Source organism: Stieleria marina (genome assembly GCA_007741555.1).
Taxonomy (GTDB): domain Bacteria; phylum Planctomycetota; class Planctomycetia; order Pirellulales; family Pirellulaceae; genus K23-9.
This window is the reverse complement of the sequence record CP036526.1, coordinates 7,292,611-7,304,769: the sequence shown is the minus strand read 5'-3', so window position 1 is coordinate 7,304,769 and position 12,159 is coordinate 7,292,611. Positions and strand designations below refer to the sequence as shown.

The window sequence follows — 12,159 nt, the reverse complement described above, 5'->3', positions numbered from 1 at the left end:
CACGGCGTTTTCCGGCACCCGTTTATGGTTCCATCCACGAACGTCAGCTCAAGAGGTGACTGGCCGACGATGCGACGGAGGGGATCGCAACATCGACCAGTCATCGCCTCCAGGCTGTGACCGGGTCATTGTTTTGGTGACGCGATCGAATCGCGTAGAGATTGCATTTGGAAAGACTTCACACGGAATGAGCGCGCAGCATCATTCATGTGAAAGCCAACTTGAAAACGAAGAGCTACGAGGGCGCAACTCTCCTATCGAGACGACGCTAGATGCGCCAGATGCAAAGAAACCGCTGAGAGAAATGCGGTGAGTGATCGCCGATCGGCAATCGTGACATCAGTTGATCTGGACGAATCGTAAGTCCAGCTTCGGATGCAACGTGATCCAGGTACGCAATCACGACCAATTCACGAACCTGCGGAACAGGAACGCGATGAGGTCCTGGTGCAATCGGTTCCGAGCGAATGCCACACATGCACGTTGACAACGCAACTTGGTCTTGAACCAACTTCTCGTTGTCGGATTTCGGTGGCTCGGGCACGACATCGGAGATTTCACCGAACAGTTCATCGTGCTTTGATTGTTCGGGTTTCATCGTGCAGCAACTGCCAGCGTCTTCTTCGCTGCCACTACAGCAACCGCACAGATCGCCATCCACTTTCACTTCACAGCATTTGCAAGCGTGACAGACCGTTTTGGCCTCGCAGCACTGACCTTGAGCACATGTTCCCTGCGCAGCTACCAGCGTCATCGGCTGAATCACTATTACAGCGATCAGACAAAGATTAACGGCGGTGCGAATTAGGGGGGAGTTACTCACTGTGACCTTCCGAAAAGGATACCCATACACGGTATATGAACTGTATCGGAAATTTGGCCGAAGAGTTCAATAGGAATTAACCGGTTAGGCAAACTTTAACAGCTCAAGTATAGCTCATACGGACTCCAGCGTCATGGATCGGCAATTGTTTAGACCCGGAACAACCCCAGCGAAACGATTGCTGCTAGCAGCATTGGTTGCCGCGTCGGCGTCCGGTTGTGCCTCCCAGCGTGGTGTTCAGGTAGCAAAATCCACCACTCCGGCCCCCGTTTCGAGCCCGACTTCGGTCGTGGCGAACGATGTCGATTGGCAGCGAGTCCTTCGCGAACCGGAAACAGGGGGCGTTCAGCCCGTCGGCCACAACGACGGGGTAGTGATCGCATCGCCCGCCGTCTTCGCTCAACCGCCACAGGAAGACGGTAAACGAAGTTTCGGTGATTTCCTGCAACTCGATCCGCCCAAAGACGATGGCGACAAAGAGAGTAAGGAAGATGGGGAGAAGGATGGTGATGAACCGGACGTGAAAGAAAAAGACGACGAGCAGGACGACAAAGACACCAAAGGCATAGAATCCAAGGATCGGGAATCCGACGAAAAGGAAGACTCCGAAGATGGCGAGGCCGATCGCACTGCCGAGCCGATCGCGACGCCTTCACCAAATGGTCAGCCCGTCGAGTATTTCGTCGGCAGTGCACTCGCACGTCATCCAAAAATCCTCGCCGCCAGACAACGTGTCGCTGCGGCGACCAACGTTATCCCGCAAGCCAAAGCCTTGCCCGACCCGACATTCAATAACACCTTCTCGCCTTTGCACGACAACGCCATTCAAACCGCGGCCGGCCGAGTCGCCAATCAGATGTCGGTCAACCAGATGGTACCGTTTCCAGACAAGTTAAAAACCAAAGCGGTCATCGCCAGCCGTGAAGTGCAAATCGCTCAAACGGAAGTTGACGCGATTGCTCGCGAGATCACCGAGTCAGTTCGCCTCGCTTACTATGAAGTCTGGTTCGCAACCCGCGCGATCGACATCATCGAGGAAACCAAAGACCTCGTTGCCGACCTGACCGACGTTGCTGAGGCACGCTACCGCAGTGGCGGTTCTCAACAAGACGTGCTGCGAGCACAACTCGAAACGGATCGACTCGACGAACAACTCATCACGCTTGCTAGGCAGAAGCTGGTTGCCCAAGCCGACCTCGGTACCTTGCTACAGCAACCTGTTGGCATTCTTCCCGAAGCGACGGATGAACTGAGTATCACTGACACGCCACAGCAGATTGACGAATTGATCGCGTTGGCCGAGCAGTGCAACCCGAAGCTACGCGGCCTCGCATGGGAAATCCAACGCGACCGCGACAAAGAACGCTTGGCTTGCTTGCAGCAGTATCCAGACTTCAGCGTCGGATTGAATTGGGGATTGGTCAGCGACAACCATGACGTTCTTAGCCCAGTGGCCAACGGAAACGATCAACTCAGTGTCAGCTTCGGTACAACATTGCCGATCTGGCGAGAGAAGATCAACGCCGGAGTCCGCGAAGCAGCTCACCGTCGCAGCAGCACGACTCGACGCCTAGAAGCCGAACGCGACGAACTGTACGGCAAGATTCGCCGCCTGATTGTTCAAGCCGACGCCCTGGTCGAGCAACGCGACATCTACGAAGAACGCATCATCCCACGCACAGAAGACACACTCAAACTGTCAATCGCAGACTACCGAGGCAAACGCACCGACTTTTTCACCTTGATCGAAACCTACCGCGAACTGTTGATGTTCGAGACCCAACTCGCCCGCATCGACGCCACATTGGCCGGCACGATCGCTCAATTGGATCGAACAGTCGGCTGCCCATACACGACGGAATCGCGGTAATTTGCGGGCCAAAAAACATTTCTGAAATTTGCTGCGAGAATCCTGCGAAGCGAACTCTTTTAAGGTAAATCAAACCCTTATAAGAGGAAAATCACATGAAGAATGAATTGATATGGCTGAAATTTCGAGGCGGTGATGCGGAAAGCATCAAGCAAGCAATCGAAGATCGAGGCAAGTTTACAGCGGTCGTATCTGTAGCAGACGTGGCACCACAGACGAATCAAATCTGCTTGGTATCGCTACAGGACGACGAAAGCAGACTAAGCGATGATGGCCCCGAGCTAAGCATCGACTTCATCGGTGTCTCCCAGCTGGGCAAGTGGATCGCAACGGGAAAGAAGCAATTGAAAGTCAGCGGCGTTGTGGAAACGGGTCGGACTGACGTTGAGGTTGTTCTTGAACGATTGGACGGGCGATTTCGCAACAGAGTCGACACGAACTTCGGTGAGGCGACCCGATTGCCCGAAAAGACGTCGGAAGCCTTGCTTGGGGCACTTCAGGGCGTGTCACAGAGCTTGCGGGCGGGAATGCCCGGAATTCAATCGCTGATAGCTGAACTCGCCTCCATTCGCAGCCAAGCCGAAGGTGGCATCGCCGACATCGAGCGTGACGCAGTAGTAACGTCGCTCGAAATATTCGGCGGGTTGCGTCTGCGCAAAGAGATCCTGCGTGGCACGACACCGGCACAACAAGAGGCAACCAGCTTTCTGAACCGATTGTCACACTACAACGTCCGTGAAGACTCGCAGATCAATTTGGATGCAATGTCGTTTCCGGGTTTCAACTTCATTAAACCTTTCATCACGAGTCGTGTTGATGTGTCCAACGACACCGGTGAGACGCTCTCGATTATCAACTGCAATCGTCAACCGCTCGAACACACGCTCGGCGTGGACTTGATCTATTTCAGTCATGTCCATGAATCGTTCGTAATGGTCCAGTACAAAAGGCTATCCGCTAAAGGAGATGGCAAACCGACTTACTACCCCAACAGCGACAAGAATTACGCAGGGGAAGTGGAGCGGATGAATGAAGCAGCAACGATGCTGCGAAAATTGGAGGACGCTGAGCCATCCATTGCAAGCTACCGTCTGGGCGAAGAGACGCTGTTTCTGAAGTTCTGTGAGGCGAAACAAAAGAGTTCTCTGGACAACAGCATGGCCTCCGGTTTCTACATTCCACTCGGTTTGTGGAATGCTTTTGCTGCATCTCCAGCATCGAAAGGCCCAAAAGGCGGCCTGCGAATTGATTGGGAAAGCAAACCTCGTTCGTTGAACAACACTGAATTTTGCAACATGGTCCGATCTGGATGGTTCGGATCTTCATCGGCCCAAACGGACTGTCTAAAAGAGATCGTTCGACAAACCCTTGAAGCTGACCGAATGGTCGTCTTAGCGGCAACGTCACGGAGCCAGGAACGCCCCGATCAACTGCGTGATCCGTTCGGTCGCTACACGGAAGAGGACGACCCGCTTGGGTGGCGATAACGAACGTCAGGGTTGAAGTTCATAGCTCGGCTTGACATCGGGAGCCGACCACGAACTATACATAGAGTATTCCGGCATAGTGAAGTCGATGGGTAGGGTCGTGATAGTTCCAAACTGAAACTGCATGGTCTTCCCATCCGTGCTGCAGGTGTATTTCTGCTCGACACGATGCTGACGGCCACGGGAATCACGACAGCGAATAAGCGCGGTGCCCTTAGTCATCCGCTCTGGTTTCTCGCTGTTATTCAAGGCATCCGGGATGGCGAAGAAGCCAGTTTGCTGCTCAGGAAGCAGGTGCATTGGCGAAGTCGGAAAAAGCGTTTCGTCATCCCCTTCGTAGCTGACCTCAACGTGGAGCGCTGGACCGGCTCCATAATTGGTGAGAGTTGGAATGGGCGTTTGGTCAATCACGACGCCGTCTTTTCGGACCAAATCAAACCGGCGTCCATTTACCTCCGTAGCCTCAACGGGGAATACGAATGTCACACGATCAAACGCAACGAAAGGCTGCATCCTCATATCTCGCTCTGCATCAAATTGCTGTCGCTGTTGTCGCATTTGATCGACCGCCAATGCGCGTTGCTCTGTTGCGTGATTCGCTCCAAGCACCAACGCAACGACGGCAACGAGAGAGGCGACTACCGCCGCAATCGCCGAAATTGCTGACCAATTCATCTGACGGCTCTTCTTTTTGTCTGTCATTTTTCTCCTTCGTGTGTTCCTACCAACAGTTTCTTGGCACGAGATCAAGTGCAACAGGGCGCGCAAATCATTGAGGCGTGTCAATTAACCTCCGAAGTTCCCGCCGCGCCCGATTTAGCCTCGATCCGACGGTGCCTTCGGGAATTCCGAGCGTCGCTGCGATCTCTTGGTACGACAAACCGCTCTCTTCTTTGAGCGTGAAGATTGCCCGCAATTCCGGATCGAGTTGATCGAGGGCAGTTCGTACCATCGCGGCACGTTCGTCTTGTTCGACGTGGTCGGTTTGCTGAACAGTTGGCTCGACCACCAGTTCTTTTGTCCGCCGGTGCTTCTCGCGGCGCATATGCTGCAAAGCCTCGTTGGTGGCCAGTCGATACAACCACGTCTCGAACTTCGATTCGCCACTAAACTGATCGAGCTTCGTGAACGCTCGGATGAAAGTCTGCTGCGTTAAGTCGTCGGCGTCCTGTTGACCGACCATCCGCACCATCAAACGGAAGACGCGATCCGACGTCGCCTCGTAGATCGAGCGCAGCGCAGAACGATCTCCAGACACCGCGGCGGCGACTGTCCCAGAGGCGATCGTTTCGGTCGATTTGCGTTCATCGGGCTTGCCCATTATTGAAATTGTACCAATACCCACCGGGGGTACCAATGCGGCTCGTCACCGAGATTAAGTACGCGACGACCTGATGTTTTCCCTAAGGCACGACAGTATCCCGAGCGAAAACAAACACGTTGCCTTGGAAGCAATGACTCGGTAACAACCGTCATTGCTTGTAGGCAAGTAGACGCAGGGCATTGAAAACGACGACCAGCGTGCTGCCTTCATGCAACGCAACTGCGGGGCCGATGTTGAGGCCGAGGATGGTTGCAGGGACGAGGAAGGCGACCATACCGAGACTCATCCAGAGGTTTTGACGGATGATGCCGCGGGTGGCACGGCTGAGTCCGATGGCGAGCGGCAAGTGGTCGAGGTTGTCGGCCATTAAGGCGACGTCGGCGGTTTCGAGGGCGACGTCGCTGCCGGCAGCTCCCATCGCGATGCCGACGGAGGCAGATGCCATGGCCGGCGCGTCATTGACTCCGTCGCCGACCATTGCGACGCCGCCTTCGCTTTGCAGCTTCTTAATTTCATTGACCTTATCGTCGGGCATCAAGTCGCCGCGGGCTTCATCGAGGCCGACTTCTTTCGCGACCGCATCAGCGACCTTCTGATTGTCGCCGGAAATCATAATCATTCGTTCGATGCCGAGTTCGCGAAGCCGCGAGATCGTTCGTTTGGCAGCCTCACGCGGTGTGTCCATCAAACCGATGACGCCGAGGTAACGATCGCCGCGTCGGACGATCATAGTCGTGCGTCCGTTCTCTTCGAGCGACTCAACAATCTTGCGAACGCTGTCTGGTAGCGGTGGCCCCTCGACTTCGGCGAACAAGTCGTCTTTGCCGATATGGACGATGTCTCCTTCGACCGTCGCTTGAATGCCGCGCCCGGTGATGCTCTGCAAATTAGTAGCATCCGGAATCGTTAGACCGTCATCCAGTCTTTTTAATCCGTCGCGGACCACGGCTTTGGCAAGCGGATGTTTGCTGAGGTCTTCTACTGCGATAGCGGTTGTCAACAATTCGGTCTCATCGACACCGTCAGCGGTGCGAACGTCGGTGACTTTGGGTTCGCCCTCGGTGAGCGTTCCGGTTTTGTCGAACGCGATTGCATCGAGACTGCCGAGGCTTTCTAGTGGCCCGCCACCTTTGACGAGGATGCCGCCGCGTGCTGCTCGGGCGACGCCGCTGAGCACCGCACTGGGCGTTGCGATCGCCAACGCACATGGGCTGGCGGCGACTAGAACCGCCATCGCTCGGTAGAACGATTCGCTGAAGGTTTCGTCGATGACGAGCGGTGCGAACATCAACAGTACGACACCGGCAATGACTGACGGGACAAAGTATCGCTCGAACTTCTTGGTGAACTTCTGCGTTGGCGACACCCGCGTTTCTGCTTCGCTGACCATCGTGACGACACGGGCCAGTGTGTTTTCGGATGCGAGCTTGGTGACTTGGATTTCAAGCGATCCCGATTGGTTGATCGTTCCGGCGAATACACGATGCTCTGGCGGAAGCGACTCGGGATCGGATGCGGCAGCGGCAACGTCCTCCACGGGGCGTTTGTCGACAGGCACGCTTTCGCCTGTGATCGGTGCTTGGTTGATGCTGGACTCGCCCCCGATTACGAAACCGTCTGCCGGGACTCGCTCGTCGGGTTTGATGATGACGATGTCGCCAACGACCAGGTCTTCGACTGAGATTTCTGATTCGTTGCCCTCGCGTCGAACTCGTGCTGTTTTCGGAGCCAGTTCGGACAAGGCTTCGATGGCACGTTTGGCTCGCCCCATCGCGTAGCCTTCCAAGGCGTGGCCGATGCTGAACAGGAACAACAGCAACGCACCTTCGGCCCACGCTCCCAGCGAAGCGGCACCGGCGGCAGCCACAATCATCAGGAAGTCGATCTCAAACTTGCCGGCTCGGATTTTCTCGATCGCTTCGATGACGGTGTAGTAGCCACCGAAGAGGTAGGCGGCGATGTAGCACCCCAGCAGAATCCACTGGTTTAGTTCGGCGAAGGTTTCAATCAGCCAAGCGACCAACAGAAAAACGCCGCAAAGGACCGCAAAGATCAGCTCCGACTTCGGTCCGAAGATGCCGCCGTGCGCGTGGTCATGACCGGCATGGTCGTGACCTTCATCGTCGTGCCGATGACCTTCATGCTCGTCGTGTTCTTTTAGTTCAGAAGATGACCAATCATCCAGTGCCCTTGCGATTGTCGAAGCGTCGGTTGTTTGACGATCAAATTCGACTCGAACGGCTCCGTCCGGAGAGACGACTGATTCGATGACACCGTCGATGCGAGCCAAACGCGATTCGACGGCGGATGCTCTGCCAGCGTGCATCGGCCCAACTCGCTTATGCCAATGCCCGTACCGCTGGTCAAGCTCTGCCCCAGCGCGCCGTGCCAATTCGCGAACCTCGCCCGTCGAGACCACGCTCGGGTCGTAGTGAACGCAGATTTGCCCTGGGCTTTCGTCACTCGGCTTGATTGAATGTGCCGCGTCGATTCCAACTTTGCTTTGCAGCAACTCCGCCAGCCGCCTGATGCACGAATCGTCCGCATCTTTGACCGTCGGTAGAACCAGGTTGAGTTCAATCTTTTCTTTGTTCATGCGTGTGTCGACCTAACTTGGTATATCCGTTAAGTTCGGCTTGGAAACGGTGATTTCACTGCGGACCACGGTGACACCCGGAGTGGTCCGGGCGATCGCGACGAGCAACGCACGATCGTTGACGTCATCGACAATACCAGTAAGAGTGACGTGCCAGGACTGATCACTGGATACATGCACTCCTTCAAAGCCGAATCGCCTGATGATGCGTTCGACTCTAGCGCTGAGAGGCTCAGGATTCGCAGGAGAGTGCTTGAAGCTATGCGATCTCACTTTGCGGCCTCGTACAAAATTCGCTCGTATTTGAGCCATCGTCGGAGTTGCCGTTTCATGACCCGAGCGATGATGTAGAGAAGAATACCGCTGCCGAGCAGGATGTACCACGATTTTTCCGTGGCGACATTGCCATGCTGAGCTGCGTGCATCGCCAATTCCAGTGCCGGGAATGTCAATGCGATGACTGCAACGGCAGCAGATTCGGCTCGAATGACTTTGGGGATGTCCAACGGAACCTCCGCCGACTTCCATTGTCTTAGCCTTGGTATGAACGCGGGCGTATGATCGGACCAATCGTTGAACACACGGCCGAATTTTTTTCGCAAGAACGCTTCCTCGGTGAACATGATGCGTTCGTAGTACAACGCGAATGCCATCAGGAAGGCCACGACCAACCAGGGGGATGCGGAGTGCAACACGATGCCCAACGCAATCAAGAAGTTGCCGAGGTACATTGGGTGCCGAGCGACGGAGTAGAAGCCAGAGGTGTTGAGTGCTTCGGCAACTTGCGTTTTCGTGTTGCGCCTCGATGTTCCGTCAGCGGCATGCCCAACCGCGTGACAACGAACCGCTAGTCCGATTAACGAAACGCCTAGACTGACGATGCTCCAGACGAAATGCAAATTGGGATGCGATTCAATCACGGGATATCGAAGCACGGCGGTCACGATCAACGGTAAGAACACGAAGGGCAGACAACTGCGCCAGCGGAACAACCACGATCCCGTGCGTTCAAATTCTTCAACGAGTGCCATAGGAAATTCTGTATTCGGATTGGGAGACGAAAAACGGTTCCCGGTGCGTCGGCTGGTGAGTGACGCGGTCCGGGAACCTAGCTGACGGCTGAATGGCAGCCGCCAGTTTTCAAGTTGGGAGTTAGGAGACAAGCAGAGAGGGAGACAAGAGGACCATCTCTCGTACTCCCCATCTTTTGCTTACGCCGCCCGCGCCATTGCGATTTCATTCGTGACTCCTGCGACTAAGCGGATGGTGCGGTGGGCAAACGCGGCGGTTTCGGCGTCATGCGTGACCATCACGATCGTACGTCCGTCCTTGTGAAATTCATTCAGGTAACTCATCACCTGCTGACGGGTTTCTGAATCGAGGTTTCCTGTCGGTTCGTCCGCCAGGATGATTTGCGGGTCGTTGGCGAGTGTCCGTGCCAACGCGACCCGTTGTTGTTGTCCTTGGCTCATTTCTGAGGGACGGTGATCGGTTCGATCGGACAAGCCGACGCGGTCGAGCATCTCCATCGCACGATCTTCTTGTTGCTTGGCGGTTTTGTCGGACAACATCAATGGGATTTGCACGTTCTCGCGTGCGGTCAGCCACGAGATTAAGTTGAACGACTGGAAAACGAAGCCGATCTTTCGGCCTCGCAACGCCGTGCGTTCTTCCACAGAGAGGTCATACAACGATTCGCCATCGAGCATCACGTCGCCGGTTGACGGTGCGAGCATTCCGCCGAGGACGGACAGCAGCGTGGTCTTGCCACTGCCGCTCGGTCCAACGATCGCAATGAAGTCGTTGTCGGGAATTGTGAGGTCGGAGTTGTCGAGTGCCGTGACGATCTGGCCTCGACGTTCGTAAGTCTGGGTAACGGAATTGAGTTGATACATATTATGGTTCGATATGGAATGTAGTTTTGAGATTGGAAGCACGACCTTTCGATCACGCGACGCAGCGATCAAGCGTCGTTGAAAACAAGGCACGGATCGAGACCAGCGGCTCGGCGGGCAGGCAGTAGGCTGGCGAGGACCGCGACGATCGTTGCCGTGCCCATTCCCACGCCCAGCAGCATCGGCATCGGGCGTACATGAATGCCTAGCAACTGAGGTCCGAGTACTGCGGCGACAATGGTGCCGACGACGAAGCCCGCTGCTCCACCGGCGAGTCCCAAGACCGCAGCTTTTCCAAGGAACATTTGCGTGACAAAGTTGCGGCTAGCTCCGATTGCCATCAGCGTTCCGATTTCTTTGCGTCGCTCGGTCACGTTGGCGTACATCACACTGGCAATGCTCGCTCCACCGACCAACAGCAGGATCGACAGAAAGACCCAAGACAAGCGCGACATCAATCCGTTGACCGCAATTTGGGTTTGAACCACTTGGGCGATCGTGACGATTCGCGTTTCGGGAAGTTCGGCGGATAGATTCGTGATCAAACCGCCAGCGGCGTCTTCGCAGCACGCCATGATTTCGATGACGTTTACCACTGGCCCCGCACCCGACAAATCCTGGACGCTGTGCAAGTGAGCGAACATGCGTCCGTCGTCGATCGTGCCGGTCGAAGGCAACACAGTGAGAACAATGAAATCTTCACCGAGTAGCGGCAACGTATCGCCTATTTTTGCACCAAGTTGGCTGGCGAGATCGCGTCCGAGGATTACATCGCGGTCGCCCAGTTCGGCGATGGTGCGTGTCGTCGCCAAAGAGTTAGGATCGTTGTCGGCTTCGCCGGTGTCAGCGGCAGTCGCACAACAACCGCGATCGCTGCCGACGGCATTGCCTAACATTCCGAGTCCCTGCCAAGAGGCTTTGGCTTGAAACTCACTCTTGGGCAGGATGCCGGTTAGCGTGACAGGAATCGTGTCCACGTCCGCTTCCACGCACAACTTGGGAGCGAGATTTTCAACGCCGGGCAATCGAGCAAGCGCAAGACGTGTGACGTATTCCTCGGGCATCGTATGCCCGTGCATGTCGGCTCCGTAATAGTCTTGCAGCGTGACGCTGGGTGGCAATACCAACACGTTCGCACCGAGCGACTCCATGTCACCAGCGATCTTGCGTTCTGAGAACACGGTGATGTTCTGAATCGCAACAAGGGCTGTGACGCCAAGCGTGACGGCTAGCAAACTGGTAAGCATCGGCGTCGGCCGTTGCCAGAGTTCTTTCCAAATCATGTGTCGAAGTTTCATGGAGTCCGTTCCGTTGTATCGAGGGATGTTGAGTGAAGATCGCCGACCAGGAGCACTAGCGTCGTGCTGGTTGCGAAGCCTGGGCCGATTTGTGGTGCTTGCAGCTTTCGTCGTCACAGCACTTGCCAGCCGCAGCTAGTTTTTCGGCGAGGACATCGAAGCTGACGTTTGCGTTGAACGTGCCGACCATGACTCCCGGTGGTGCCATGAATGCGACGACGGAAGTCGGCTGACCCGGCTTCACTCCGATCTTGGTCAAGAACTCAGCCTCGGCAGGGTCATTCGCCAACACGGTGACGACTTCGGTTCGATTGCTGTACAGCTTGTCGGCTTGGAATTGCTGAACACCAACGGGGACCGAAGCACTGGCACTGGGTTGAGCGCACAGCAAGACAAGTTTGCGATCTTGCAACGCTTTCAAAATTTGGGTCTGTCCGGGCGAAACGATCGCGGCGGCAAGTTGCTGCTGCGTTACACGTCGCGGGAAAACGCTGCACACCGCGCCGTTGGGAGCCAGCGTGGCCACCGCTGGCATTGGCATTCGGGTTGCGTCGAACTGTTTCACCAAGGCTTTCTCGGCGACGTCACCAATTTGCACGGGCACGACCACGGCGTCTTGCCGGTTGGCCAGTGTTGACTGCAGCGTGCCGTGCATCGTTTTGGTCGCCGCATCGTTGCCGCGATAGAACATCACGAAGGAAAACTGGTTGTTGGCTTCGGCCGCACGAATCGCTTGCTCGGCGGGACTCGCCGCGCGAGCGGATTGAGCCATCGCGAAGCAAGCGGTTACCAGCGTCATCGTCAGTGCGATTGTCGTTTGATTGAAAATCCGTTTCATCGTTATCATTCCCTTGGTAAGTAGAAAT

At 55.6% G+C, this 12,159-nt stretch carries 11 protein-coding genes; 2 read left to right on the top strand and 9 right to left on the bottom strand.

What is annotated here, in order from left to right; all coding sequences use genetic code 11:
• Positions 1–268 precede the first annotated feature (268 nt).
• Complete coding sequence (locus K239x_RS28960) at positions 269–823, bottom strand: hypothetical protein (RefSeq protein WP_419189398.1); 555 nt, start codon at positions 821–823, stop codon at positions 269–271.
• 133 nt (positions 824–956) lie between these two features.
• Here K239x_RS28960 and K239x_RS25795 point away from each other — a divergent pair, with 133 nt between their 5' ends.
• Together K239x_RS25795 and K239x_RS25790 are read left to right on the top strand one after the other, a co-directional pair.
• A complete protein-coding gene (locus K239x_RS25795; RefSeq protein WP_145421174.1) occupies positions 957–2,693 on the top strand; it encodes a TolC family protein in 1,737 nt (578 codons plus the stop codon).
• A 95-nt stretch (positions 2,694–2,788) separates the two neighbouring features.
• Positions 2,789–4,180, top strand: coding sequence for a hypothetical protein (locus K239x_RS25790; RefSeq protein WP_145421173.1), 1,392 nt, complete (start codon positions 2,789–2,791; stop codon positions 4,178–4,180).
• A gap of 6 nt (positions 4,181–4,186) precedes the next feature.
• Here the strand turns inward: K239x_RS25790 and K239x_RS25785 are convergent, their stop codons facing one another.
• The 8 genes from K239x_RS25785 to K239x_RS25750 all read right to left on the bottom strand — a co-directional run bounded on the left by K239x_RS25785 (position 4,187) and on the right by K239x_RS25750 (position 12,131).
• Positions 4,187–4,882 carry a hypothetical protein gene (locus K239x_RS25785; protein ID WP_145421172.1) on the bottom strand — a complete coding sequence of 232 codons (696 nt, stop codon included), beginning with the start codon at positions 4,880–4,882 and terminating at the stop codon, positions 4,187–4,189.
• A gap of 67 nt (positions 4,883–4,949) precedes the next feature.
• Positions 4,950–5,501 carry an RNA polymerase sigma factor gene (locus K239x_RS25780; RefSeq protein WP_419189397.1) on the bottom strand — a complete coding sequence of 184 codons (552 nt, stop codon included), beginning with the start codon at positions 5,499–5,501 and terminating at the stop codon, positions 4,950–4,952.
• A 151-nt stretch (positions 5,502–5,652) separates the two neighbouring features.
• Positions 5,653–8,100, bottom strand: coding sequence for a heavy metal translocating P-type ATPase (locus K239x_RS25775; protein ID WP_145421171.1), 2,448 nt, complete (start codon positions 8,098–8,100; stop codon positions 5,653–5,655).
• 12 nt (positions 8,101–8,112) lie between these two features.
• Entirely contained in the window at positions 8,113–8,373 is a 261-nt protein-coding gene (locus K239x_RS25770) for a BON domain-containing protein (protein WP_419189396.1), read from the bottom strand.
• Positions 8,370–9,131 (bottom strand): methyltransferase family protein, encoded by a 762-nt coding sequence (locus tag K239x_RS25765; protein ID WP_145421169.1) that lies wholly within the window; start codon positions 9,129–9,131, stop codon positions 8,370–8,372. Before K239x_RS25765 ends, K239x_RS25770 begins: the two co-directional genes overlap by 4 nt.
• A gap of 180 nt (positions 9,132–9,311) precedes the next feature.
• Positions 9,312–9,995 (bottom strand): ABC transporter ATP-binding protein, encoded by a 684-nt coding sequence (locus tag K239x_RS25760; RefSeq protein WP_145421168.1) that lies wholly within the window; start codon positions 9,993–9,995, stop codon positions 9,312–9,314.
• A 68-nt stretch (positions 9,996–10,063) separates the two neighbouring features.
• Positions 10,064–11,293 (bottom strand): ABC transporter permease, encoded by a 1,230-nt coding sequence (locus K239x_RS25755; RefSeq protein WP_145421167.1) that lies wholly within the window; start codon positions 11,291–11,293, stop codon positions 10,064–10,066.
• Positions 11,294–11,348: 55 nt separating this feature from the next.
• On the bottom strand, positions 11,349–12,131 hold the full coding sequence (locus K239x_RS25750; RefSeq protein ID WP_145421166.1) for a hypothetical protein: 783 nt from the start codon (positions 12,129–12,131) through the stop codon (positions 11,349–11,351).
• Positions 12,132–12,159: the final 28 nt, after the last annotated feature.

Excerpts from the sequence above, each read along its gene's own strand:
- K239x_RS25775 (WP_145421171.1), bottom strand. The coding sequence starts at position 8,100 with ATGAACAAAGAAAAGATTGAACTCAACCTGGTTCTACCGACGGTCAAA.
- K239x_RS25765 (WP_145421169.1), bottom strand. The coding sequence starts at position 9,131 with ATGGCACTCGTTGAAGAATTTGAACGCACGGGATCGTGGTTGTTCCGC.
- K239x_RS25780 (WP_419189397.1), bottom strand. The coding sequence starts at position 5,501 with ATGGGCAAGCCCGATGAACGCAAATCGACCGAAACGATCGCCTCTGGG.
- K239x_RS25760 (WP_145421168.1), bottom strand. The coding sequence starts at position 9,995 with ATGTATCAACTCAATTCCGTTACCCAGACTTACGAACGTCGAGGCCAG.
- K239x_RS25785 (WP_145421172.1), bottom strand. The coding sequence starts at position 4,882 with ATGACAGACAAAAAGAAGAGCCGTCAGATGAATTGGTCAGCAATTTCG.
- K239x_RS25790 (WP_145421173.1), top strand. The coding sequence starts at position 2,789 with ATGAAGAATGAATTGATATGGCTGAAATTTCGAGGCGGTGATGCGGAA.
- K239x_RS25795 (WP_145421174.1), top strand. The coding sequence starts at position 957 with ATGGATCGGCAATTGTTTAGACCCGGAACAACCCCAGCGAAACGATTG.
- K239x_RS25750 (WP_145421166.1), bottom strand. The coding sequence starts at position 12,131 with ATGAAACGGATTTTCAATCAAACGACAATCGCACTGACGATGACGCTG.
- K239x_RS25755 (WP_145421167.1), bottom strand. The coding sequence starts at position 11,293 with ATGAAACTTCGACACATGATTTGGAAAGAACTCTGGCAACGGCCGACG.